The following is a 23,486-nucleotide window of genomic DNA, read 5'->3' on the forward strand; positions in this document are numbered from 1 at the left end:
CGGGGGCGGCAAAGCGCCCGGCCATCGCCCGGGCGAACGCAAACTCCGGATCTTCAGTGGTTGGCGGGGGCGGAAGGCGCGCTCTTGCGCGGTTTGCGTGCGGCCGCGCGCTTGCTGGCAGCGGTCTTGCCGCTACCGTTGACCTTGCGCGCTTCGATGCGCTTGGATTTTCCTTCGATCGGCGCGTTGGCCGCTTCCTGCCTGCGCTTGTGGTAAGCGGCAAAGGCCAGCAAACCGACCCCCGCCGCCGCCGCGATGGCGACCACTGGATTGCGCCGGACGAAGCCCCGCGCCACTTTGGCCCCGGTCTTGACCGCGCCCAATGCCGCCCCGGTCTGCAACAGCTTGTCGGCGCTTGGCACCGCCTGCTTCAGGCTGCTGCCCGCTTGGCTGGCCAGCTCCAGCGCACGCTCGGTGATGATGGTGAGTCTGCTCATGGCTTGCCCCGATTCCTGTGGACCGTCAGTGTCCGACGGGTGATGTTTACAGCATGTTAGTGCGCCGGGCCTTGACCGGCTCCCGGCTGAACCGCGCCGGTGCGCGAGCGCCTGGTTTATGTGCCGCGCGGCTTGGCGCGATGGGTGGCCTGCGCGGTCCAGGGATCGTCGGGCCACGGATGTTTCGGATAGCGCCCCTTCATCTCCTTCTTCACTTCCGGATAGGTGCGTTCCCAGAAGCCGCGCAGATCCTGGGTGACCTGCAACGGGCGCCCGCCAGGCGACAGCAGGTGCAGGGTAAGCGGCACGCGCCCGTCGGCGATCCTCGGCGTATCGGCCAGACCGAACAATTCCTGCAGCTTGACCGCCAGCACCGGCGACTGGCCGTGCGCGTATTCGATGCGCCGTTCCATGCCCGAGGGCACGGTGATGCGCGTCGGCGCCAGCTGGTCGATCCGCTGGCGCAGCGACCACTCCAGCGAAGATTTCACCGCATGCGACAGCGTGTCCTCGTCCAGGGCATCCAGGCGCGTCTTGCCTGAAAAGGCCGGCAGCAACCAGTCGTCCAGGGTGGCCAGCAAGGCGTCCTCGGACAGGTCAGGCAGTTCCAGCTCCGGCATCCATTCGCGCAGGCTGCGCACGCGTTCCAGCCATTGCTGCAACGGCTCGCTCCATGACAGCGCGGACAAGCCCAGCTCGCGCACGGCATCAGTCAGCGCGACGGCGGCGCGCTCCGGATCCACCCGGCCGGCCGGTTTGGATTCCAGCACGATCTGGTCGAAACGCGATTCGCGTTGCGCCACCAGCGCGCGCTTGCCGGCATCCCAGCGCACCGCATCCTCGCTGACGAAGCGGTCGCCGAACTGGCGGCGCAACGCGGCTTCATCCACCGGCGCCGCGCGCTGGATCAGCGCATCCTTGGCCTCATGGCGCAGCTCGCTGGCGACCAGCCAGGGCTCGCCGAACACCGCGCTGTCGTCGAACAGCCGCGCCATGCGGCCGTTGGCCAGCTGGTAGCGGCGCGGATCGGCAGGATGCTGGTGGGCGATGCGGTCGGGAAATGCGTGCATCAGCAGATCGCCGAGCCGGTGCGCTTCGATGTCGGCCGGCGGCGTGGCATCGGTGCGCAGGCGGCGGCGCCATTGCCTGGCCGCGGTATCGATGGCCGCCAGTCCGGAGCGGTTGGCATCGCCCGGCGCGCGGCCGCTGCGGAACGCGGCCAGTGCGCGCCAGCGCGCGGTCAACGCATCGCCGCCAGAGCGCAGCGGGTCGCGCGCTTCGATCAGGGCGGCCAGATCGCAGGCCAGGGCGCGATCCTCACCGTTCGGCGCCGACAGCAGCATCGCCGCCAAGCGCGGATGCGTGCCCAGCGCCAGCATGCGCTTGCCCAATGGGGTGATGGCGCCGGACAGGCCCAGGCCGCCCAGCCGTTGCAGGAGATCGCGCGCCGCGGCCAGCGCGCCTGCCGGCGGCGGATCGACAAAGCGCAATGCGTCGCTGCCCCAGGCGGCCAGTTCCAGCGCCAGCGACGCGAGTTCGACCTGCGCCATCTCCGGACGGCGCTGCGGCTCCAGACGCTGCGACTGCGGCCACAGGCGGTACGCCCAGCCTTCCGCAACCCGGCCGGCGCGGCCGGCGCGCTGATCGGCCGAAGCGCGGGAGATGCTGACAACCTCCAGGCGGGAAAAGCCGCTGTTGGGGTCGTAGCGCGGCTCGCGCGCCAGGCCGGCGTCGATCACCACGCGCACTCCCGGCAACGTCACCGAGGATTCGGCAACGTTGGTGGCCAGCACCACGCGGCGGTGGCCGTGCGGATCCGGCTGCAGGACTTCGGCCTGTTTTTCGACCGGCAGTTCGCCGTGCAGGGGAAGCACGACGATCTGCCCCTCCCAAACTCTCCCCTGCCTTGGCGGGGGAGGGGGCTGCAGCGCTGCCTGCACGCGTGCGATTTCGCGTTGGCCAGGCAGGAATACCAGCACGTCGCCGGGGTGCTGCTGCAAGGCGTGCTCGATGGCGCGGCGCGTCTGCAGTTCCAGCGGCTCGTCGCGGCGCGCGGGAAAGTGCGCTATCTCCACCGGATAGCTGCGGCCTTCGCTGCTCAGCCGCGGCGCATCGAGGAAGCGCGCCAGCTTTTCGCCGTCCAGCGTGGCCGACATCGCCACGATGCGCAGGTCCTCGCGCAGCTGGCTTTGCACATCCAGCGCCAACGCCAGGCCCAGATCCGCGGAAAGATGACGCTCGTGGAATTCGTCGAACAGGATCGCGCCAACGCCTTCCAGCATCGGATCGTCCTGGATCATCCGGGTCAGGATGCCTTCGGTCACCACTTCGATGCGGGTGCGCGCCGTGACCTTGTTGTCGAAACGGATGCGGTAGCCGACGGTTTCGCCCACCGCCTGGTTCAACTGCCCGGCCATGAAACCCGCCGCCGCGCGCGCGGCCACCCGGCGCGGTTCCAGCATGACGATCCTGCGCCCATCCAGCCAGGCTTCGTCCAGCAACGCCAACGGCACCTGGGTGGTCTTGCCGGCGCCGGGCGGGGCTTCCAGCACCAGGCGCGGGTGCGCGGCGAGCGAGGAGCGAATCTGCGGGAGCAGGACTTGAATGGGGAAGGACGGCAGGATCATCGGCAAAGGCTAACGGGAACGCGCGCATATTGCAGTGCGGAACTGCGACGGCATGCGGTGGCGGCTGTCATCGGCATGGGCTAGATTCGGCCGGACCCCTTTCGAAAGGATTCGCCGATGTCGTGCGCGCGCGCTGTGTCCCGCCTGCTCGCCCTGGTCCTGCTGCCGCTGTGCGGCCATGCCCAGGCCGAAGTCTTCATCAACGAACTGCACTACGACGATGCCACCTCCAGCGGCGATGTCGGCGAACGCATCGAAGTGGTCGCCACCGCCGGCGAAAGCCTGGGCACCTATCGCATCTATCTGTACAACGGCGCCTCGCCGAATGCGGCCACCACCTACGACAACGATCCGCTGCCGGCCGGCAGCGTGGTCAGCTGCGGCGGCAGCGTGCGCATCGCCACGCTCGGCTATCCCACCAACGGCATCCAGAACGGCCCCAACGACGGCATGGCGCTGGTGGATGGCAGCGGCAACGTGGTCCAGTTCCTGAGCTACGAAGGCACCATCACCGCCAGCAACGGCCCGGCCGCCGGCCTCACCAGCACCAACTTGCCGGTGTCGGAAACCGGCAGCACGCCCGCCGGCACCTCGCTGCAACTGGGCGGCAGCGGCAGCCTGGCCAACTTCAGCTGGCGCAGTTCGGCCGCGCAGACCTTCGGCGGCTGCAACCACAACCAGAGTTTCTCCGCGCCCAATCCGCCGCCTGCGGTGACCGCCACCACGCCGCTCCACGGCGCGAGCGATTTCCCCGCCGCCGGCGATCTTTCGGTCGGCTTCAGCGAATCGGTGAACCTGGCCAGCGGCGCCTTCACCCTGGTCTGCGCCACCTCGGGCAACGTGCCGCTGACCCATGCCAGCGCCGGCAGCGGTTTCCTGATTTCCACCAACACCGCGCTGCATGCCGGCGAAAGCTGCACCTTCCGCGTCGTGGCCAGCCAGGTCGCCGATGCCGGCGGCGCGCATCCGGCGCAGGACACGGCGATCGATTTCAGCGTCGCCAGCGGCAGCAGCTCCGACTACTATTCGCGCGTCAACGCCAGCAGCGCGTCGCAATTGCGCTGCTCGCTGCACGCCACCATCAAAGGCCACACCGCCTATCCGTACAGCGGCGGCACCACCAACACCTGGACCATCCTGGAGATTGCCGACGAAGACCCCAACAACGCCGGCCGCGTCCTGGACGTCTACCGCAACCGCAGCTACGCCAAGGGCAGCGAGCGCGCGGGCACCGGCAGCGGCATCACCTACAACCGCGAGCACAGTTGGCCCAATTCGCTCGGCTTCGGCAGCGCCACCGGCAACCTGGGCCTGCCGTACGCGCCATATACCGACACCCACATGCTGTACCTGAGCGACACCGGCTACAACGCCGACCGCGGCAACAAGCCCTATGCGGCGTGCCCGCAGTCCTCCGGCTGCAGCGAACGCGCCAGCGAAGCCAACAACGGCTTCGGCGGCGGCAGCGGAAGCTATCCGGGCAACGGCAACTGGTTCAGGGGCCCGGACGGCAACAGCGGCTCGTTCGAGGTCTGGGGCCATCGCCGCGGCGACATCGCCCGCGCGGTGCTGTACATGGCCATCCGCTACGAAGGCGGCACCCATCCGGGCACCGGCCAGTCCGAACCGGACCTGGAACTCACCGACAACCGCAGCCTGATCGTCGCCACCTCCGCCTCGCCGGCGTACATGGGCCTGCTTTCCACGTTGCTGGCCTGGCACCAGGCCGACCCGCCGGATGCGGCCGAGCGCGAGCGCAACGAAGTGATCTACAGCTTCCAGGGCAACCGCAATCCCTTCATCGATCACCCCGAGTGGGCGACCAACGCGCTGTTCACCTCGTCCAAACCGGCGAGCTGCCAGTTGAACTGAGCGGCCGCATTGCGCGGCGCCGGCAATGACCGGCGTCGCGGGTCCTGGGTAGCTGCATTGCTACAATTGCGCCATGCAACTGATCGACATCGGCGCCAACCTCACCCACGACTCCTTCGATCACGACCGCGACGCGGTGCTGCAACGCGCGCGCGATGCCGGCGTGGTGCAGATGGTGATCACCGGCGCCAGCCGCGAGCATTCGCCGCAGGCGCTGGCCCTGGCGCAGGCGCACCCGGGCGAGCTGTTCGCCACCGCCGGCGTGCACCCGCACCATGCCAGCGAATACACCGACGAGTGCGACGCGGAAATGCGCGCGCTGCATGCGCATCCGCAAGTGGTGGCGGTGGGCGAATGCGGGCTGGACTACTTCCGCGATTTCTCGCCGCGCCCGGCCCAGCGCAAGGCGTTCGAGCGGCAGCTGCAAATCGCGGCGGACATGTCGGTCGAAGGCATCGGCAAGCCGCTGTTCCTGCACCAGCGCGATGCGCATGCCGATTTCATGGCGATGATGAAGAACTTCGCCGGCCGGCTGGGCCCGGCGGTGGTGCACTGCTTCACCGGCAGCCGCGAGGAACTGTTCGACTACCTGGACCAGGACTGGCACATCGGCATCACCGGCTGGCTGTGCGACGAGCGCCGCGGCCTGCACCTGCGCGAGCTGGTGAAGAACATCCCGGCCAACCGGCTGATGATCGAAACCGACGCGCCCTACCTGCTGCCGCGCACGGTCAGGCCGCAACCCTCGCACCGCCGCAACGAACCGATGTACCTGGCGCATATCGTCGAGGAACTGGCGCGGGATCGCGGCGAGGACGCGGAAGCGACCGCCCGGATCACGACCGGGACGGCGCGCGAATTCTTCCGCTTGCCCGGGCTTTAGTGCCATTCCTGCCCGCAGGGGCGCACTGCGTCCCCGGGCGGCGTTTCCTTGCACGTTGTCTCCACGCCGCCTGTCGGTTGCCGTCTGCGCGTGCGCAGCAGGCGATCCGGATGACCGGGGTGCCGGTCCGGGTTTGCGCCGCCATCCGCCGCGCAAACCCGGCCGTGTCCCCATCCGTCGGCGCGCCCTGCCTGCGCCGCCCGTGGACTTTCAGCGCGGCGGCGGCAAGCTGATCTTGCTGGCGTCCAGTTTGAGCGGCGCTTTCAACCGCAGGAACCTGCCCGGCACATCGAACGACGCCGTGTAGCTATGCACCTGGCCGGTGAAGCGCACGAGCGGCGCGCCTCGCTGTTCGTAGATCTTGTAGGTGTTGTCGCCGGTGACGGCGTAGACGATCACGCAGTCCACGTTCCAGTTGTCGCCGCCAATGCCGCCGCCGAAGTGCGTCAACAAGTCCAGGCTGCGCAGATCCGACAGCCGCGTATTGCGAACCGGTAGCGACAGCGTCTGCGAGTAGTTGCCCAGCCAGCGCCGGCCGCCGTTGGCATTGCGCCACGATTGCCGGCCGCTGCGCGTGTTGAGCACCAGATCGACGTTGTCGTTGCCGCCGCGCAGGTCGTCGCCGCCGGTCTCGATGGTGACCAGCAGTTCGCGCACCAGGCTCGCATCGGCGGGAGCGACCACGACGGTGGCCGGAATGCTCGGCCGCTGCGCGCGGTACTTGGCATCGACGAAGTAGGTCAGCCACAGCTTGTCTTCTTCGAGGTAGCGGTAGCCGCCGCGGCTCAGGTCCGGCACCAGGGTCAAGGTCCGGCCCGGGTAGTTGGGATCGTAGACGAAGATCCGCAGATCCTCCTGGTGCGCGCCGAGGTCGCCGCGGTACCGTCCCAGGTCGTAGCCGATGGCCAGGACCTGGTGGTCGCCGCCGCGCGCACCGTCGTAGTGCCAGAGGCCAAGCGGCGCCGGCTGGCCGCGATCGATCCGCGCGCGCAGCTCCTGCAGGCGTCCGCCACTGAAGCCCTGCAGACCCCAGCGGAAGAACTCGCCGTTGCGCGCGCCCAGCGGGTTGAAACCAAGCTCGGCCCATTTGTCCATGTTCTCCGTGAGCGAGGCGACCTGGCGCTTGTAGATGTAATCGTGCAGCGGCGTGTTCACCGCGGGTCTGTAGGCCTGCTGTGGAATCGGCATCGATGCATTGAAGTAGTCCATCGCGCTGTACACCATGCCGCCGCACAGGCCGCTGGTGCGGAAATCGACCTCACGGATGACGTCGTTGTTGAAGGTGTTGACGAACCTGAAGCCGTGCGTGGCCGGATCGAACCGCGTCATGCGCGGTGTTGCCCAGGCGGTTTGCAGGCTGGCGACCGTCAGTGCAATCAGGCTGACCAGGCGAAGCAGATAGCGACTTTCCATGGTGATGTCTCCGGACGGTGGCTGCCGTCGTCAGTGCGGACCGGGGATGGGGCGCGAGACCGCCGGAAATCCTTGCCGTTGCGGCTGGCCGCAACGTGCACGCGGACATCGCCGGCCTACGCTTCCCATCGCTGATCCGAAACCCGTGATGGCCGATGGCAGCCGGCCAATCGCTGGAGGTGCCGCGATGGGCAACAATCCCTCGCCTGTACCTCCGGATTTGAAGGGAGCGGACTGCCACCTGGTGCAAGCTCGGTTCCGCTTGCGCTGGCATGTCCATCTTCCGTTCCGCGTCAGGACAGCGGAATCCCCAAAAACGGGATGAACAGGCTCTGTTCTACGTCTTCGTCTGCATCCTGCAGGAGCGTCGGCCCGGCGCGAGCTCATGGGCAATCGCGCAACCGGATGCGAACCGTCCTTTGCGGCGGTCAGGCGCTTACAGAACCGCTTCTTCCAGCTTCCTGCGTGCGCCGCCTGGGAGGTCCTGCCGCTGTAGCGCGGTGGCGACGCGCTCGCGCAATGCGGGGCACTGCACGTCCGCTGGCGCAGCGCAGGCGGCGACGGTCTGCAGCGACAAGCCTTCCCAGTAGTAGCGGTTGTCGCTGCCGAACCCGGCTTCAATTTCCCGCAATGAGGCGGCGGCCTCGGCACGCGCTTCGGCGGTGCGTTCCAGCGCCAACAGGGCATGACTGCGGTAAGCGGCCACGACCGCGGCGTTTTTTGCATTGGCGTTGCTGGCGCGATAGATGCCGATGGCACGGTCGTAGTGGGCCAGCGCGCTGGCGGCATCGCCCAGCGCCACTTCCGTGCGCGCCAGATTGCTCAGCCGCGCAGCCGCGCGTGTCGAGTCCTTGCCGAATATCCGCTCCATGGCGGTCAGCGCGCTGCGTTGCAGCGGCAGCGCTTCGGCGGCACGGCCCATTTCGCGCAGGGCATCGGCATAGTTGCCGTCGCAGATCATGACGCCGGCATGATCCGGACCGTAGAGCGCGACATACAGACTGCGGCTGTGGAGATAGGCGGCTGCCGCCTGCGCGTACTCGCCCATCGCGAAATGCAGGCTGCCGAGATTGCCATAGCTGGTCGCCAGCTCATCGTGCGCTTCGCCGAACAGTTCGCGAACCTGCTCGATATGCCGCGAACGAAGTTCCAGCGCGCGCGCATAGTCGCCTGCGCTGGCGGCGGCCTCGGCCAGATTCTGCAAGGTCCGCAGCATTTCCAGGGTCGGTGTGGCGAAAATGCGCTGCTGCTGCGCGTACACCTGCTCCAGGATGCTGACGGCCCGCTGCGGATTGCCGTCCCGGCCGTAGCTTTGGCCGAGCATGCTGGCGACGGTCAAGGTCTTCGCATCCGCGTCGCCATAGCGCTGGCGCCGGAGATCCCAGAGCGCCTGCCACGGGATGTGCGCTTCACGATAGCGGCCCAGGCGATGGAGAAGCTCGCCTTCGTGCAACAGGACCTGTTCGCAGCTGGGGGGGTTCTTCGGTAAGGCCTGGCAAACGCTTTGCGCTTCCTTCAACGTGGCCAGCGCCTCGTCGTGGCGATCAACGCTGCCCAACTGCGCCGCCCACCCGGTCAGCGCTTCGACCAGCGAAATGGAGGCTGGCGCTTGCCGGCGCAGTATCGCCACCGCGTCCTGCAACAACGCCAGTGCTTGTGCGTTATCGGGTGGATCGACCATCACGGCGACCCGCCCGCTGGCGACCATGGCGTCCGCCACCTCGATGCTGTCCGCACCGAACAGTGTCCTTCTACGCGCCAGCGCCGAGGCGAACAGCTGCGCGGCCTGCGGGTAGTCGCCGGTGCGCTCGGCCACCTGGCCCAGTGTCAGTTCCACCGAGCTGAGCAAGGCCTCGCGGCCGGCCAGGTCCTGGCGCGCACGCTGCACGGCGTCGGCGATGATCTGGTGCCGGTCGCGCTCGCGCGCTTCCGCGGTACTGGGCGCCAGTACCTCCAGCACGCTGTTCAAGTAGGCCAGCTGCGCCTGCGACTCCTCCGCCGCAATCCGCGCACGCTGCGCTTCGCGTTGAGCACGCTCGGCCTGCCACAACGTGCCGGCGATCCCGGCAACCACCACCGCGGCCAGCATCATGGCGGCCGCGACGCCCCAACGGTTGCGCACAACGAAGCGACGAAAACGATAGCCGATGCTGGGCGCGCGCGCGCGGATTGGGCGCCGCGCTTGCCAGCGGCGCAGGTCGTCGGCCAGGGCATCGATGCTGGCATAGCGCTGTTCCGGCGACGGCGCCAGCGCTTTCATGACGATGGTGTCCAGATCGCCGCGCAGGCGGCCCGAGAACTGGCGGTGCCCATCCGTACGATCCGCGCCCCCCTGCGGCGAGCGCGAAGGCGGAGGAATTTCGGCGGTGGCGTCGACGCAACCAGCCGGGCGCGGAGGACGGCCACTGAGCACGCGGTACAGCAGCGCGCCAAAGCCGTAGACGTCCATCGCCGTGCTGGGCGGAGCACCCAGGAACTGTTCCGGCGCAGCGTATTCGGGCGTCAGCGCGCGCAGCGCGGTCGCGGTCTGATCGGGCTCCAGTTCGTCGGTCAGGCGGGCGATGCCGAAATCCAGCAGGCGCACATGGCCATCTTCGTCCACCAGCACGTTGGACGGCTTGATGTCGCGATGGATCACCAGGTTGCGGTGCGCATAGGCGAGAGCTTCGGCAACCTGCAGCAGCAGCGCGATGCGCGCTTCCAGCGGCATGGCCTGGCGAATGCACCAGGTGTCGATGCGCTCGCCTTCCACCAGCGCCAATGCCAGCCAGGGCGTGCCGTCTTCGGCGACGCCGGCGTCGTACAGCGGGGCGATATACGGGTGGCGCAACCGCGACAGCAATTGCTGTTCGCGCAGGAAACGCTCGCGTCCGCCTTGCGCCAGCGCACCCAGCGTCAACACCTTGACCGCCGCAACCTGATCCAGCGGCGGTTCTGCCGAGGTGGCGCGGTATACCGCCGCCATGCCGCCGCGGCCGATTTCCCGCTGCAAGCACCAGCGGCCCAGGCGGCGGCCGCTCAGACCCGGGTCCGGGACTTGCGCCTGGAATCCGTCGTTCAGGGCTTCATCCAACGGTCCGCCATTGAGGGTGTGCGCCGCCAACAGCCGCTCCACCCGCTCGCGTACTTCCGACGGCAGGCCAAGTGCCTGCAGACGGGCAGCGCGCTGGTCGACGGGCAAGTCGAGCAGCTCATCGAGAATGCGGTCGGCCTCGCGCCAGGCGGCCTTCTCACCGGCATCCATGGGTCGCGATCCGGTGCGCACGAGGCAGCGTCATCACTTGGGCGTGTACCGACATGGATTCCTCATTGTTCCTGCCCTGCGTTGGTTGCGGCATCAACCATCCCCAGATCCGTTGCACGCTGAAGCCTGTTATGTACTTTGAGGCGGGTGCGATGCGCATGACACGCTCTAGTCCTTCAGCTGCGCATGCAGGAAAGCGCGCGCGCGTTCCCACTCGCGATAGACGGTGCGTTGCGAACAACCGAGCAGTTCGGCGATTTCTGCGAACTCGAGCCCGGCGAAGTAGTGCAGTTCGACCACCTCGCGCTGCTGCGGGTTGATTTCGCCCAGCGCCTCCAGGCCTTCATGCAGCGCCAGCACCTGCGGTTCCGCCGCGCTGCTGGCTGCCAACGCGCCGGTCAGGGTCACCGCAATCTGGCCGCCGCCGCGCTTCTCGCTGCTTCTGCGCCGCGCATGGTCGACGACGATCCAGCGCATGGCTTTGGCCGCGGTGGCGAAGAAATGCCGGCGGTCGGTGGCCGACAGCGGTTCGCCGGTGGTGGCGCGCAGGTACAGCTCGTGCACCAGTATGGTCGGGCTGAGGGTCTGCTCATGGCCGTTCAGGCGCGAGGCCGCCAGCCGGCGCAATTCCGGATACAGCGACTCGAACACCGCCGACAGCTGTTCCGGCTCCCCGCTGCGCGCCTGTACCAGTAACCGGGTGATTTCATTCCCCACCGCATCCACCCCTCGCCCCTTCCTGAGGCGAGAGCTTACTGCGCCCGGGGTTCCCGCGTCAGAATGGCGGAAAGGCGGCCTGCGGCGGTGACGGCTGACCGGAAGGCGGATGACCGGCATTGGCTGCGCTCATCGCTTGTCGGTCAGCTGAACCTGGATGACCCGCTCGTCCGCGGTGCCGCGGGTGCTGAATGTCATTGCAGCCCGGCGCCGATCCTTCTCGAAGATCAGCAGGCCAGCCCCGTTGGCGTTGCCGGACGACGCTGCCTGCTTCCAGCCCCGCTCCCGCATCGCGGCACCCGCGTCGGCCATCAGGCTGGCAGTCCCATCCGCCACGCTCACCGTCACCACGGTGGCGCTGGCCATGCTGATCACCTGGCGCACGCGATAGCCCTCCGGCAGGTAGATGTCCTCCGGAAACGCCTCCGGCAATGCCATATCGTTGCCGCCGCTGAGCGTCATCCGGCCCTGCCCGGTCCTGACCGTAAGCTTGTGGACATCTCCGTCCGCTGCCGCCTTGCTTCCCGCGGTGCGCTCCATCGCCGCCTGGGTCGCCGCCTCGGACGGCGCTTGCCGGCAAGCGGCCAGCGGCAGCAGCACGCAGCACATCAGCATCCATCCACGCATGGGAATTCTCCGAACTGTCATCGCCGTCCTCCGTTCTGCGATACGCCTGCTGCAATGCCCGGCGGCCTGGCGGTTGCCGCGAACGCCCGCCGTCGGCGCGCAACCCCGGCCGTGCGGGCTTGAACGCTCCGGCACGCAAACCGATGGCTTCATGGCTGCCGCCTCATCGGCCACCCCAGCGCCTGATTTCGACGCGACGGTTCAGCGCGCGGCCTTCCTCGCTGTCGTTGCTCGCCACCGGCATGCTCTCGCCCAGACCCCGCGCATGCAGGCGCGCGTGGTCGATGCCCAGCGCTTCCAGCCGGTCGACCACGCGCTGGGCGCGGCGCTCGGACAGCGCCACGTTGCTGCTCTCCGATCCTTGCGCGTCGGTGTGGCCAATCACCTGGATCGACAGTCTGCGGTCCTGTTCCAGCAGCCTGGCGATCTGCACGATCTGTTCGTCCGCTTCCGGCCGCAGCCGGTCGGTGCCGGTGTCGAACTGGATGCCGTACAAGGTGGCGCTGCCATCGGCGAGGTCGCGGCGCAGCGCGTCGGCATCGATCGCCGCCATCCGGTCGTCCATCGCCTTGGTTTCCACCACATCCAGCTGGACCATCGCGCGGCCGCGCGCCGGCCCGCCGCTGGCGTTTTTCGTCACCCACACCGACACGAAGACCTCGTCGCCGCCGCGCGCCAGCCGCGCGGCCAGGTAGCGGTGGTCGCCGCTGCCCCACAACAGCATGTAGCGCTTGTCGCTTTCGATGTCCTTGCGGATGTCGCCGCAGGCCGCGCCGGCGCAGGTGAACAGCGTCTGCGCGCCGGCTTCGCGCAGGGTCGTTTCGTAATTGCGGAACACTTCCAGCACCGAGCGGTCCTGCGGGCTCTGGTAGGTGATCCGGGTCAGCTTGCCCTCGACCATGCGGGTGCCGCTGCTTTTCGCCTTGCCGGTGCGCAGGCCGTAGTCGGTGAATTCCTCGGATTCGTAATGGACGATCTGCGAGTCTTCATAGCGCGGGATCAGCGGATGGTCGCTACCGCCGCGGGTCGCGTCAGCGGCGCCGGCCGGTGCCTTGCTTCCCGTTGCCTGCGCGCTTGCGCAGCGCTTGTCGCCCAGCGCGCAGCGGGTGGCGCGGCGGGTTTCCTGATCGGCCTTGCGCTGCACTTCGCTGGTGGCCGCGCGCCTGACCGTATCCTTGAGCGCGCCACCGAGGTTCTGCGCAGTGGCCGGCGCGGCGGCCACGGCCAATGCCAGCAGGCCGGCGAGGCGAATCGACAGTTTCGTCTTCATGACATTCTCCTGAGATCAAAAGTCCTTACCGAAGGCCGCGAACGCGATGGTCCCGGCAGCAACCGGCCCGGCGATACAGCCATCGGCCCGCGCCGGACGGGCGCGGGCCGGCCACGATCAGGGCTGGCCCTGCACCGGTCCTTTTGCCGCCTGTTGCGCCGCGTCGGCGGCACGGACCTGCGTGGCCCGTTGGACGGCGGCAGGGTTGGCGCGGGTGGCCGCGTCCAGGGTCTGGGACCTCAACGCGGCATGGCCCAGCTTGTCCGGACCTTTCGGATCCTTGGGCTCGGGTTCCTTGGGCGGTTGCTTGTCCTCGCTCTTCCCCGCCCAGCCGGCGCCGCCGGCCAGCCTGCCCAGGTTCTCGTTCGGCGGATCGTTCGGCGGTCCCTTGCCGCCATCGTTCTGATTGCTGCTGCGGCTGCCGATCGGGTTGCTGCCGACCGGGCCAACCACCGACGGCCGCGGGATCAGGCCTTGATTCGGCGCGATCGCCGCGCTTTCGCGCTGCTGCGCCTTGCCGGCTGTTTCGACCCGCGGCGCCGTCGCTGCGGGGCCGACCACGCCGTGCGTGCCGGCGGCGGCGCGTTGGCTCACCTCCGCTGGCGAGGAACGCACCAAGGTCTTGGTTTCACCGGCAGGCCGCTCCTCATCAACGGCGCCTTTCTCGCCGATGATCCCCTTCTCACCGATGATTCCGGCATTCTCCTGTGCCGCAACGGCAGCGGCCGCGCAAAGGCCAAGGCCTAGCGCCGTGGCGCAGACAATCGCATGGAGTTTCATCTGATCTCTCCCGTAGCGTGAAGAGCGATCCCGCCAGACGCGGATCGTGCGGCGGACGCTCCCATGTCTGCATACGCATCCGGGGGCGCGAAACTGACAGGGGCAGCGCTACGGCGTCAGCAAGCCAAGAGGGACGTGCCGGCAGGTTGCCGTGGGCGCCTGGCGCAGCGGCGCCGGCAACCAGGCAGCCGCCGTGCCCGGGCAGCCTGCAGGTCGGGCTGACTCACGCTTCGGTAGATGCCGCTTGGGCGGCACCGGCGGCAACGACGCGGCGCGCTTCAGCTGCGCAGCCCCACGCCTCGCTTCAGCAGCCACAGGCCCAGCGCGCCCAGCCCCGCCACAAAGCCCAGCATCAGCGCATAGGCGATCCACAGCGGCACGTCGCTGGTGCCCAGCAGGCCGTAGCGGAACGCGTTGACCATGTAGAAGATCGGGTTGGCGTGGGTGGCGGCCTCGGCCCAGGGCGGCAGCAGCGTGACCGAATAGAACACGCCGCCCAGGTAGGTCAGCGGAGTCAGGATGAAGGTCGGCACGATGGCCACGTCATCGAACTTCTTGGCGTAGACCGCATTGATGAAGCCAGCCAGCGAGAAGATGGTCGCGCCCAGCAGTACCGTGGTGAAGGTGACGAAGGGGTGCGGCACGCTGACCCGGGTGAAGAACAGCGCGATCACCAGCACGATGGCGCCGACCATCAGCCCGCGCAGCACCGCACCGGCCACGTAGCCGCCCAGGATCACCCAGTTGGGCATCGGGCTGACCAGCAGCTCCTCGATGTGGCGGCCGAACTTGGCGCCGAAGAAGCTGGAGGAGATGTTGCCGTAGCTGTTCTGGATCACGCTCATCATCACCAGGCCCGGCACGATGAACTCCATGTAGCTGTAGCCGCCCATGGGACCGATGCGCGAGCCGATCAGGCCGCCGAAGATCAGGAAATACAGCGTCATCGTGATCGCCGGCGGCACCAGGGTCTGGCCCCAGATGCGCAGGATGCGCATGATTTCGCGGCGCACGATGGTGCCCAGCGCGACGAAATTCTTCTGCAACGGCGTTGATGCGGTAGCTTGGGTCATTCTGGTTTCTCGATCTCTGGATTCCGGCCTGGCGGTGGCGCGAACGGCGTTGGCGTCACCCCTGCTTCGCAAGGGCGGGTACCGGTCACGCCGCCTGCTCCCGCTTGGCCGCGGCTTCATCGCCGGTCAGGCGCACGAACAGCTCTTCCAGCCGGTTGCTCTTGGTGCGCATCGAACGCACGCGGATGCCGGCAGCGCCCAGCGCGGCGAATACGCGGTTCAGATCCATCGCCCGCGGCATGTCCAGCTCCAGCGTGTGGTTGTCGGCGGCCGTCAGCGTGGTGCCCTCGATGGCCGGCAGCCGCGCCGGCAGTTCGCCGTCGATGTCGAACAGGAAACCTTCCACGTCGAGTTTGGCCAGCAGTTCGCGCATCGGCCCCTGCTCGACGATGGTGCCGTGGTCGATGATGGCCAGGTTGCGGCACAGGCTTTCGGCTTCTTCCAGGTAGTGGGTGGTCAGGATGATGGTGGTGCCGGCGGCGTTGATCTCCTTCAGCGTCTTCCACATGCCGCGGCGGATTTCGATATCCACGCCGGCGGTCGGTTCGTCCAGGATCAGCAGCCGCGGCCGGGTCATCATGGCGCGTGCGATCATCAACCGCCGCTTCATGCCGCCGGACAGCGTGCGACTCATCAGCGTGGCCTTGTCCCACAACTGCGCGCGCCTGAGTTCCTCTTCCGCGCGCACCAGCGCCTCGGCGCGCGGCACTCCGTAGAAGCCGGCATAGTTGACCAGGATGTCCAGCGGCTTCTCGAACATGTTGAAGTTGATTTCCTGCGGCACCAGGCCCAGCAACCGCATCGCGCCGTCGCGGTCGCCGGACAGGTTGACGCCGAACACCTCGACTTCGCCCGAACTCTTGTTGACCAGCGAACTGACGATGCCGATCAGGGTGGACTTGCCGGCGCCGTTGGGGCCCAGCAGGGCGAAGAAGTCGCCCGGGTCCACCTGCAGCGAGACGCCCTTGAGCGCCTGCACGCCGTTGTCGTAGACCTTGCGCAGGTCGGTGATGGCCAGGGCGGGAGCCGATGCGGAAGCGTGCTGAACCATGGAGGCCTTGTGGCGCGGTCTGGGGCGCCCGGAAGAGTGCAAACGCTTATTATAGGCCTCCCGCGGGGCTGGACCCGGCACCACACTGTTCCATTCCGACCTATTGGCCATCATCCATTTCCCTTTGAAGCTCGTCGAGCGGCGCATGCTGGCCCCCAGCGTCGGCCATTACGTCTTTGTCCGCGATGACGGAATGCCGCTGGACTTCATCCCCGGCCAGTTCATCCAGGTGCATTTCGAATACGCCGACGGCACCGCGACCAAGCGCAGCTACTCCTTGGCGACCATCCACGATCACGCGCTGGGTCCGGGCGAAGCGGTGGAGATAGCGGTCAGCTACGTACCTGGCGGGGCCGCAACGGCGTTGTTCGAAGGCCTGCCGCCGGGCGGGCATGTCGACGCCAGCGGCCCCTACGGCCGCTTCTGCCTGATGCCGGGCGACAGGAACCGGCGCTATCTGCTGATCGGCACCGGCACCGGGGTGACGCCATACCGGGCCATGCTGCCGCAGCTGGAAACCTGGATCGCCCAGCGCGGTATCGAAGTGGTGCTGCTGTTCGGTGCGCGCACGCCGGCCGAGCTGCTGTACGGCGACGACTTCCGCGCCTTCGCCGACAGGCATCCGCAGTTCCGCTTCGTACCGTGTTTTTCGCGCGAGCTTCCCGACCACCCGCACCCGGACGTGCGGCAGGGCTATGTGCAGCAGCATCTGGCCGAATTCGCGCCCAATCCCGAGACCGACATCGCCTACCTGTGCGGCAACCCCAACATGGTCGATGCCTGCTTCGAGGCGCTGAAACAGGCCGGACTGCCGGTGCCGCAGATCCGCCGCGAGAAGTACGTCAGCAGCAAGTAGGCAAGCGCGGGCGCGGGCCTGGAGTGGCGGTTGGCCGCATCAGCGGCAAGCGGTGCACCCACTTTGGTCACATCCGGCGCGCTGCGTCGTCATGGCATGCTGTTGCGGTATTCGCAAAGGAACCCTGCCATGCACACCTCCCGCCATCTCCTGGCCGGATCCGCCGCGTTGCTGCTGGCGGCCTGCCACGGAGCGCCCCCGCCGGCCGACACGCTGCGCCACTATGGCGAGATCGCCTTCGAGCCCTGCACGCTGACCACGCCGTATGCGGGCAACAACGTCCAGGCCCAATGCGCCCGCTTCGAGGTGGCCGAGAATCCGGACGCGCCGGGCGGCCGCAGGATTGCGTTGAATCTGGCCTGGCTGCCGGCCACCAGCGAAGGCGCGGCGACCGCCGACCCGGTGTTCTTCCTGGCCGGCGGCCCCGGCCAGGCCGCAGTGGAAGTCTGGCCATCGATCGATGCGGCCTTTGCCGAGGTGCGCAAGCAGCGCCATATCATCCTGGTCGATCAGCGCGGCACCGGCCAATCGCATCCGCTGGCTTGCCTGGATGCCGAAGGCAACAACGCCTATGGCGATATCGCCGATGCCAGCGAAGAAGCCAACCGGCGTTTTGCGCTGCGCTGCGCGGAGCGGCTGGATGCCGATACCCGCTTCTACACCACCACCGATGCGGTGCGCGATCTGGACACGGTGCGGCAGGCGCTGGGCGCGGAGACGATCAACCTGGTCGGCGGCTCCTACGGCACCCGGGTCGCCCAGCAGTACGCGATGCGCTACCCGCAGCACACCCGCACGATCGCGCTCGACGGCGTGGTGCCCAACACGCTGGCGCTGGGCAGCGAACATGCGCGCAATCTGGATGCGGCGCTGGCGCTGCAGTTCCAGCGCTGCCAGCAGCTGCCGGCCTGCGCGGATCGTTTCGGCAGCGATCTGCGCGAACAACTGCGCAGCCTGATGCAGCGGCTGGCGCAGCAACCGCAGCCGGTGGAGTACCGCGAACCGTCCAGCGGCGAGCTCAGGCAGGGCACGCTGGATGCCGGCAGCGTAGCCGGACTGACGCGGATGTTCTCGTACGCGCCGCAGGCCGCGGCGTTGCTGCCGCTGGTGTTGAACGAAGCCGATCAGGGCCGCTATGCGCCGTTGATGTCGCTGGCGCAGCTGCTGCAGAACCAGCTGGGCGATCAGTTCATGCACGGCATGCAGTTGTCGGTGATCTGCGCCGAGGACGCGGATCTGCTGCAAACCAATCCGGCCGACAGCGATACCGTGCTCGGCGATGCCATGAACGTCCTGTTGAAGGCGCAATGCTCGGCCTGGCCCAGCGGCAAGCGCCCGGACGATTTCCATGCGCCGTTGACGTCCGAGGTGCCGGCGCTGCTGCTGTCCGGCGAGCTGGATCCGGTCACCCCGCCGCGCTATGGCGATCACGTGCTCGAATCCCTGCCCAATGGCCGCCACCTGACGCTGCGCGGCCAGGGCCATGGCACGTTCGCGGTCGGCTGCGTGCCCAAGCTGATGGGCCGCTTCCTGGAAAGCGCCGATGCCAAGGCGCTCGACGCCGCCTGCCTGGACACACTGGACTACGTGCCGCCGTTCACCAGCTTCAACGGGTGGGAACCATGAGCCGCACCCTTCTGCAAGGAGAAACCGCATGATTGTCGCCAAGGATCTGCACAAGTCGTTCAAGACCAAGGCCGGCAAGGTCACCGCGGTGGACGCGGTCAGCTTCGAAGCGCGCGATGGCCAGATCACCGGCCTGCTCGGCCCCAACGGCGCCGGCAAGACCACCACCATGCGCATGCTGTACACGCTGATGAAACCGGACCAGGGCCAGGTGATGGTCGACGGCGTCGATGCCGCCCGCGACCCGGTCACCGTGCGGCGCGCGCTGGGCGTGCTGCCGGATGCGCGCGGCGTCTACAAGCGCCTGACCGCGCGCGAGAACATCGCCTACTTCGGCGAGCTGCACGGGATGTCGCGTGCGCAGATCGAACAGCGCACGCGCCTGCTGTCGGCCGCGCTGGACATGGACGACATCCTGGATAGGCAGACCGAAGGCTTCAGCCAGGGCCAACGCACCAAGACCGCCATCGCGCGCGCGCTGGTGCACGACCCGCGCAACGTGATCCTCGACGAACCGACCAACGGACTGGACGTGATGACCACCCGCGCGATGCGCGGCTTCTTGCGCCAGCTGCGCGAGGAAGGGCGCTGCGTGATCTTCTCCAGCCACATCATGCAGGAGGTCGCCGCGCTGTGCGACCGCATCGTCGTGATCGCCAAGGGCCGCGTGGTGGCCGCAGGCAGCGCCGACGAACTGCGCGCGCAGGCCGGCGAGGACAACCTGGAGGAAGCGTTCGTCAAGGTCATCGGTTCGGAAGAGGGATTGCAGGCATGAGTATTTTCAGCACCGTGTTGACCGTGATGCGCAAGGAACTGCGCGATCTTTCCCGCGACCGCCGCACGCTGGCGCTGGCGCTGCTGCTCGGACCGCTGCTGTACCCGGCGTTGATGCTGGGCATGGGCGCGCTGGGCGAACAGCGGGTCAAGACCCAGGTCGGCAAGGCGCTGGAGGTGCCGGTGCTCGGTGCCGAGCGGGCGCCCAACCTGCTGGCGTTCCTGGCCACCCACGGCATCAAGGCGGTGGCGGCGCCGCCGGATCTGGATGCGGCGATCCGCAACCAGGACGTCGATGTGGCGTTGAGCATCAGCGACAGCTACGACAGCGACTGGCGCCAAGGCCGCCCGGCGCTGGTGGAGATCGTCATGGACAGCACCCGCCGCGACGCCGACATCCCCAGCGCGCGCCTGCGCACGGCCCTGTCCGGCTACAGCCAGCAGGTCGGTTCGCTGCGGCTGCTGGCGCGCGGCATCGACGCATCGGTGGCGCGGCCGGTCAACATAGGCGCCCGCGACCTGGCCACGCCGGAAGCCAAGCGCGGCGTGCTGCTGTCGGTGTTGCTGCCGTACCTGCTGATCCTGACCTCGTTCATCGGCGGCGCCTATCTGATCATCGACGCCACCGCCGGCGAACGCGAACGGCAGTCGCTGGAACCGCTGCTGGCCACGCCGGCGCAGCGCGGCGCGATCGTCAGCGGCAAGATTGCCGCCGCCTGCGTGGTCGGCATGGCAACGCTGCTGCTGACGCTGCTGGCGTTCAAGTTCAGCGCGCAGGTGGCCTCGGGCATCGGCCGCCAGCTCAACGTCTCGTTCGCGGCGATGGCGCAGATGCTGCTGGTGCTGTTGCCGATGCTGTTCATCGGCACCTCGCTGCTGACCTATCTGGCGGCGTCGGCCAAGAGCATGAAGGAGGCGCAAAGCCATATGACCTGGCTGCTGCTGCTGCCGATGATTCCGACCTTCGCGCTGATGGTCAATCCGCTGAAGAGCCAGCTGTGGCAGTTCGCGGTGCCATTCCTGGCGCAGAACCAGCTGCTGCTCAAGGTGATCCGCAACGAATACATCGCACCGCAGATCTGGGCCGTCTACCTGGCCGCCAGCCTGGCCCTGGCCGTGTTGCTTTGGTTCGCCGCGGTGCATCGCTACCGGCAGGAAAAGCTGGCCATCTCGGGCTAGGTAATATCCCGGGTCAATCGGTTCTTCCCGCAAGTGAGAGTCTGTAGGAAAAAAGGTTCTTCTCCCAAGTGCAGGGGAACGTCTATGTGGAATCCGGTGACCAAGGCAGTGCGGGACACGCCGTAAACACGTCCCTGTGGGCTCTTCCGCGGCATCCATGCCGCGGACGGTCCCGCACTGCCCTGGCCACCGGCTTCTGGACACATGGTCGGCGCTCGAAGAAGGACCTTCCGAAGTCGCGACCTGCCATCTGCCCAAAGGCGACGACCGACGGGCTGGGGGGTGCGGAGAGCAGGCCATGGATGGCTTGCGGCCCGACGTAAAGACACGACGTCGTCAGGAGGGCGGAGCACCCCCCAGCCTGACGGGCGGCGGCTCCTACCGAAGCCGAGCCCGCCGAAGCCGACATCCCCGGAAGCGGGAGAAGAACAAAAAAAGGGGCGGAGAAATCCGCCCCTTCTTCGTTGTCGCGATAGCAGCGATCAGCCCGGGTTGAAGCCGATCGTGCGGCGGGTGGTGACCGGCGCGTCGACCGGTTCGAACTTCCAGCGGCGCACGGCATTGAGTGCTTCGCGGTCGAATACGCGGGCAGGATTGGCGCGGACGACGCGGGCGGCGGTCACCGAGCCGTCGGTACCGACGGTGATTTCCACCAGCACCTCGCCGCTGGTGCCCGAGCGCAGCGCCTCCGGCGGATAGCGCGGTGCCGGCGTGCTGACCGCGCGCAGCGTCGCGGCCGATGGCGCCGCCGCCGTGGTTGCCGCGGTGGCGGTGTTGCGTGCGGCGGCCTCGCGCTCGGCGCGTTGCTGGGCTTCGCGCTGGGCCGCGGCCTGGCGTTCGCTCTCGGCGCGGGCAGCGGCTTCCTGCTGGGCGGCCAGCTGCTGCGCGGCCTGGGCCTCGGCGGCGCGCTGCTGCTCGGCCTGCTGCGCCAGCCGTTGCTGTTCCTGCTGGCGGGCCTGTTGCTCGGCAAGGGCTTCGCTGGCCACCGCCCGCTGGGCCACGGCCTGTTGCGCGGTGGCGATGCTCTGCTTCAACCGCGGCAGCGCCGGCGCCGCCGGGTCGGTCTTTTCGATCAACGCCGACAGCCGTTGCGCCTCATCGAATTCCTCGCGGGCAATGCTCTGCTCGGCGGCAATCAGCGTATACGGCATCAGATCGGTCAGTGCGCTGGTCACCCCCGGATCGGTAGGCGCCTTGTCGCGCAGCGCCAGGTAATACTCCATGGCGTTGTCGCCGCCCGGCGCGTAGATGCGGTTCTCGCGCAGCGCGTTGGTGGCCAGCTGGCGCAGCTCATCGGCGCTCATCGCCTGCACCTGCGCGGAAACGGCCGGCGGCGGTTCGGCCGCGGGCGCTGCGGCCGGCTGGCCGGCCACCGGCGCGGGCGCTTCGGCGGCCGGTTCGTCCTTGGAGCAGGCCGCCAACGCGGCTATCAGCAACAGCGGCGCGGCACGCCGCGACTTCCCGGAAATCGTGGAAAACAGCATTGGTTCAACTCCCCCAAAAACGCGAATGATCAAACTCCCCAGACCGTAGCACGCGGCATCCGGCCGTTTTTGTCAACCTCGGCAAACTATTTGCCGATGCAGAAGGTGGAAAAAATCCGCCCCAGCATCTGGTCCGGCGAAATCCTCCCCGTGATTTCGCCCAAGGCGTCCTGCGACAGCCTCAATTCTTCGGCGGCCAGCTCCAGCCGTTCGTGACCGAGCTCACGGTTCGCGTTTTCGGCATGCACCGATGCCCGTTGCAGCGCTTCGACATGGCGAGCCCGGGCCGAGAATTCCCCGCTGGCGCCAGCCTCATCGGCATCGCCCACCGCCAGCGTCCGCAGGCGCCGGTGCAAGGCGTCGATGCCGTAGCCGCTGGCCGCCGAAACGTACACCTGCGCGTGGCCATCGTCCGGAACCTGCGCCAGCAGATCGGCCTTGTTGTGGATCCACAGGATTCTCGGCACCTGCGCAACGACATCGGCGACGGCGCTGCGGCCAGCTTCAGGGTCGCGCGCGTCCAGTACCGCCAGCGCCAGATCGGCGCGCTCCAGTTCCAGGCGCGCCCGGCGCATGCCCTCGCGTTCGATGGCATCGCCGCCTTCGCGCAAGCCGGCGGTATCCACCAGATGGAGTTCCAGACCATCCATCCGGATCGTTTCGCGCAAGGTGTCGCGGGTGGTGCCGGCGATGTCGGTGACGATGGCCCGCTCGCTGCCGGCCAGCACGTTCAGCAGCGAACTCTTGCCGGCGTTGGGCGGCCCGACGATCACCGCATGCACGCCATCGCGCAGCTTGCGCCCGCGCTCGGCCTCGGCTAGCAAGGCCGCCAACTGCGCCTGGGCCTGCCGCAGACCGGTGCCGACCTCGCGCCCGCCCAGCGTATCCAGCGACTCGTCGGCGAAATCGATCGCCGCTTCCACATGCACCCGCAACCGCAGCAACGCCTCGGCGATCGCCTCGACCCGCTGCGAGAACACGCCGTCCAGCGCGCGCCGCGCCGCGCGCGCGGCGCGGCTGTCGGCAGCGGCAATCAGATCGGCGATGGCCTCGGCCTGGGCCAGGTCGATACGGCCGTTGAGGAAGGCGCGCTCGCTGAACTCGCCCGGACGGGCATGCCGCGCCCCCAGCGCGCAGGCGCGCGCGACCAGTTGCTGCAGCACGACCGGACTGCCGTGGGCCTGCAGTTCGACCACGTCCTCGCCGGTGAAGCTGTGCGGTGCGGGAAACGACAGCGCTATGCCATCGTCGATCGCCGTCTCGTCCTGATCGTGAAAGCGCACGTAATGGGCGTGGCGCGGCGTCAGCTCGCGTTTGCACAGATCGGCGGCGATGGATCTTGCGTGCGGGCCGGACAGCCGCACGATGCCGACTCCGCCCGCGCCGGCGGCGGTGGCGATGGCGGCGATGGTGTCGGTGGGAATTTCAGCCATCACATCGGGAATCGGGAATCGGGAATCGGGAATCGGGAATCGGGAATCGGGAATCGGGAAGAGCATCCGGCTTTTGGCCCGCTTGTAAAGGCTTCGTCGCCCTGGCGGCGATACAGCAAACCCGCCTCGCGGCGGGTTTG

The 23,486-nt window shown here is 68.1% G+C and carries 18 protein-coding genes; 6 read left to right on the plus strand and 12 right to left on the minus strand.

Features of this window, described 5'->3' with window-relative positions:
• Nucleotides 1–53: 53 nt before the first annotated feature.
• Both CRO39_RS18300 and hrpB read right to left on the minus strand, forming a co-directional pair.
• Nucleotides 54–437 carry a hypothetical protein gene (locus CRO39_RS18300; RefSeq protein WP_097123417.1) on the minus strand — a complete coding sequence of 128 codons (384 nt, stop codon included), beginning with the start codon at nucleotides 435–437 and terminating at the stop codon, nucleotides 54–56.
• A 116-nt stretch (nucleotides 438–553) separates the two neighbouring features.
• Nucleotides 554–3,064 carry an ATP-dependent helicase HrpB gene (gene hrpB, locus CRO39_RS18305; protein WP_162125851.1) on the minus strand — a complete coding sequence of 837 codons (2,511 nt, stop codon included), beginning with the start codon at nucleotides 3,062–3,064 and terminating at the stop codon, nucleotides 554–556.
• Nucleotides 3,065–3,181: 117 nt separating this feature from the next.
• Between hrpB and CRO39_RS18310 the strand changes: the two genes are divergently transcribed.
• Nucleotides 3,182–4,936, plus strand: coding sequence for an endonuclease (locus tag CRO39_RS18310; RefSeq protein WP_097123419.1), 1,755 nt, complete (start codon nucleotides 3,182–3,184; stop codon nucleotides 4,934–4,936).
• Between the two features lie 73 nt (nucleotides 4,937–5,009).
• Nucleotides 5,010–5,819 carry a TatD family hydrolase gene (locus tag CRO39_RS18315; RefSeq protein WP_097123420.1) on the plus strand — a complete coding sequence of 270 codons (810 nt, stop codon included), beginning with the start codon at nucleotides 5,010–5,012 and terminating at the stop codon, nucleotides 5,817–5,819.
• Nucleotides 5,820–6,029: 210 nt separating this feature from the next.
• On the opposite strand, the gene CRO39_RS18320 is transcribed toward CRO39_RS18315, so the two are convergent.
• From CRO39_RS18320 to CRO39_RS18355, 8 genes are all read right to left on the minus strand, one after another.
• A complete protein-coding gene (locus CRO39_RS18320) occupies nucleotides 6,030–7,232 on the minus strand; it encodes a hypothetical protein (protein ID WP_097123421.1) in 1,203 nt (400 codons plus the stop codon).
• 436 nt (nucleotides 7,233–7,668) lie between these two features.
• A complete protein-coding gene (locus CRO39_RS18325) occupies nucleotides 7,669–10,476 on the minus strand; it encodes a serine/threonine-protein kinase (protein ID WP_097123422.1) in 2,808 nt (935 codons plus the stop codon).
• Between the two features lie 168 nt (nucleotides 10,477–10,644).
• On the minus strand, nucleotides 10,645–11,193 hold the full coding sequence (locus CRO39_RS18330; protein ID WP_238394650.1) for an ECF-type sigma factor: 549 nt from the start codon (nucleotides 11,191–11,193) through the stop codon (nucleotides 10,645–10,647).
• A 129-nt stretch (nucleotides 11,194–11,322) separates the two neighbouring features.
• Nucleotides 11,323–11,793, minus strand: coding sequence for a hypothetical protein (locus CRO39_RS18335; RefSeq protein WP_141400860.1), 471 nt, complete (start codon nucleotides 11,791–11,793; stop codon nucleotides 11,323–11,325).
• Nucleotides 11,794–11,983: 190 nt separating this feature from the next.
• Nucleotides 11,984–13,090, minus strand: coding sequence for an OmpA family protein (locus CRO39_RS18340; RefSeq protein ID WP_097123425.1), 1,107 nt, complete (start codon nucleotides 13,088–13,090; stop codon nucleotides 11,984–11,986).
• Nucleotides 13,091–13,207: 117 nt separating this feature from the next.
• Nucleotides 13,208–13,870: a hypothetical protein gene (locus tag CRO39_RS18345; RefSeq protein ID WP_097123426.1), complete on the minus strand. Its 663-nt coding sequence runs from the start codon at nucleotides 13,868–13,870 to the stop codon at nucleotides 13,208–13,210.
• A 278-nt stretch (nucleotides 13,871–14,148) separates the two neighbouring features.
• The gene (locus CRO39_RS18350) at nucleotides 14,149–14,943 is read right to left on the minus strand and encodes an ABC transporter permease (RefSeq protein ID WP_097123427.1); all 795 of its coding nucleotides are present in this window, start codon (nucleotides 14,941–14,943) and stop codon (nucleotides 14,149–14,151) included.
• An 85-nt stretch (nucleotides 14,944–15,028) separates the two neighbouring features.
• Nucleotides 15,029–15,994 carry an ABC transporter ATP-binding protein gene (locus tag CRO39_RS18355; RefSeq protein ID WP_097123428.1) on the minus strand — a complete coding sequence of 322 codons (966 nt, stop codon included), beginning with the start codon at nucleotides 15,992–15,994 and terminating at the stop codon, nucleotides 15,029–15,031.
• Nucleotides 15,995–16,079: 85 nt separating this feature from the next.
• Between CRO39_RS18355 and CRO39_RS18360 the strand changes: the two genes are divergently transcribed.
• The 4 genes from CRO39_RS18360 to CRO39_RS18375 all read left to right on the plus strand — a co-directional run bounded on the left by CRO39_RS18360 (nucleotide 16,080) and on the right by CRO39_RS18375 (nucleotide 20,429).
• Nucleotides 16,080–16,850, plus strand: a complete 771-nt coding sequence (locus CRO39_RS18360) for a ferredoxin--NADP reductase (protein ID WP_097123429.1) — start codon at nucleotides 16,080–16,082, stop codon at nucleotides 16,848–16,850.
• A 129-nt stretch (nucleotides 16,851–16,979) separates the two neighbouring features.
• Nucleotides 16,980–18,476: an alpha/beta hydrolase gene (locus CRO39_RS18365; protein WP_097123430.1), complete on the plus strand. Its 1,497-nt coding sequence runs from the start codon at nucleotides 16,980–16,982 to the stop codon at nucleotides 18,474–18,476.
• Nucleotides 18,477–18,504: 28 nt separating this feature from the next.
• Nucleotides 18,505–19,251: an ABC transporter ATP-binding protein gene (locus CRO39_RS18370; protein WP_097123431.1), complete on the plus strand. Its 747-nt coding sequence runs from the start codon at nucleotides 18,505–18,507 to the stop codon at nucleotides 19,249–19,251.
• Nucleotides 19,248–20,429 carry an ABC transporter permease gene (locus tag CRO39_RS18375; protein WP_097123432.1) on the plus strand — a complete coding sequence of 394 codons (1,182 nt, stop codon included), beginning with the start codon at nucleotides 19,248–19,250 and terminating at the stop codon, nucleotides 20,427–20,429. Before CRO39_RS18370 ends, CRO39_RS18375 begins: the two co-directional genes overlap by 4 nt.
• A gap of 482 nt (nucleotides 20,430–20,911) precedes the next feature.
• Here CRO39_RS18375 and CRO39_RS18380 read toward each other — a convergent pair whose 3' ends face one another.
• Together CRO39_RS18380 and mnmE are read right to left on the minus strand one after the other, a co-directional pair.
• Nucleotides 20,912–21,913, minus strand: a complete 1,002-nt coding sequence (locus CRO39_RS18380) for an energy transducer TonB (protein WP_097123433.1) — start codon at nucleotides 21,911–21,913, stop codon at nucleotides 20,912–20,914.
• A gap of 86 nt (nucleotides 21,914–21,999) precedes the next feature.
• Complete coding sequence (gene mnmE / locus CRO39_RS18385; RefSeq protein WP_097123434.1) at nucleotides 22,000–23,346, minus strand: tRNA uridine-5-carboxymethylaminomethyl(34) synthesis GTPase MnmE; 1,347 nt, start codon at nucleotides 23,344–23,346, stop codon at nucleotides 22,000–22,002.
• Nucleotides 23,347–23,486 lie beyond the last annotated feature (140 nt).

The organism is Pseudoxanthomonas wuyuanensis, assembly GCF_900215535.1.
GTDB classification, from domain to species: domain Bacteria; phylum Pseudomonadota; class Gammaproteobacteria; order Xanthomonadales; family Xanthomonadaceae; genus Pseudoxanthomonas_A; species Pseudoxanthomonas_A wuyuanensis.

Coding starts and splice junctions, on each gene's coding strand:
- CRO39_RS18325 (WP_097123422.1), bottom strand. CDS start 10,476: ATGGATGCCGGTGAGAAGGCCGCCTGGCGCGAGGCCGACCGCATTCTC.
- CRO39_RS18315 (WP_097123420.1), top strand. CDS start 5,010: ATGCAACTGATCGACATCGGCGCCAACCTCACCCACGACTCCTTCGAT.
- CRO39_RS18380 (WP_097123433.1), bottom strand. CDS start 21,913: ATGCTGTTTTCCACGATTTCCGGGAAGTCGCGGCGTGCCGCGCCGCTG.
- CRO39_RS18365 (WP_097123430.1), top strand. CDS start 16,980: ATGCACACCTCCCGCCATCTCCTGGCCGGATCCGCCGCGTTGCTGCTG.
- mnmE (WP_097123434.1), bottom strand. CDS start 23,346: ATGGCTGAAATTCCCACCGACACCATCGCCGCCATCGCCACCGCCGCC.
- CRO39_RS18370 (WP_097123431.1), top strand. CDS start 18,505: ATGATTGTCGCCAAGGATCTGCACAAGTCGTTCAAGACCAAGGCCGGC.
- CRO39_RS18355 (WP_097123428.1), bottom strand. CDS start 15,994: ATGGTTCAGCACGCTTCCGCATCGGCTCCCGCCCTGGCCATCACCGAC.
- CRO39_RS18320 (WP_097123421.1), bottom strand. CDS start 7,232: ATGGAAAGTCGCTATCTGCTTCGCCTGGTCAGCCTGATTGCACTGACG.
- CRO39_RS18310 (WP_097123419.1), top strand. CDS start 3,182: ATGTCGTGCGCGCGCGCTGTGTCCCGCCTGCTCGCCCTGGTCCTGCTG.
- CRO39_RS18345 (WP_097123426.1), bottom strand. CDS start 13,870: ATGAAACTCCATGCGATTGTCTGCGCCACGGCGCTAGGCCTTGGCCTT.
- CRO39_RS18350 (WP_097123427.1), bottom strand. CDS start 14,943: ATGACCCAAGCTACCGCATCAACGCCGTTGCAGAAGAATTTCGTCGCG.
- CRO39_RS18340 (WP_097123425.1), bottom strand. CDS start 13,090: ATGAAGACGAAACTGTCGATTCGCCTCGCCGGCCTGCTGGCATTGGCC.
- CRO39_RS18375 (WP_097123432.1), top strand. CDS start 19,248: ATGAGTATTTTCAGCACCGTGTTGACCGTGATGCGCAAGGAACTGCGC.
- CRO39_RS18300 (WP_097123417.1), bottom strand. CDS start 437: ATGAGCAGACTCACCATCATCACCGAGCGTGCGCTGGAGCTGGCCAGC.
- hrpB (WP_162125851.1), bottom strand. CDS start 3,064: ATGATCCTGCCGTCCTTCCCCATTCAAGTCCTGCTCCCGCAGATTCGC.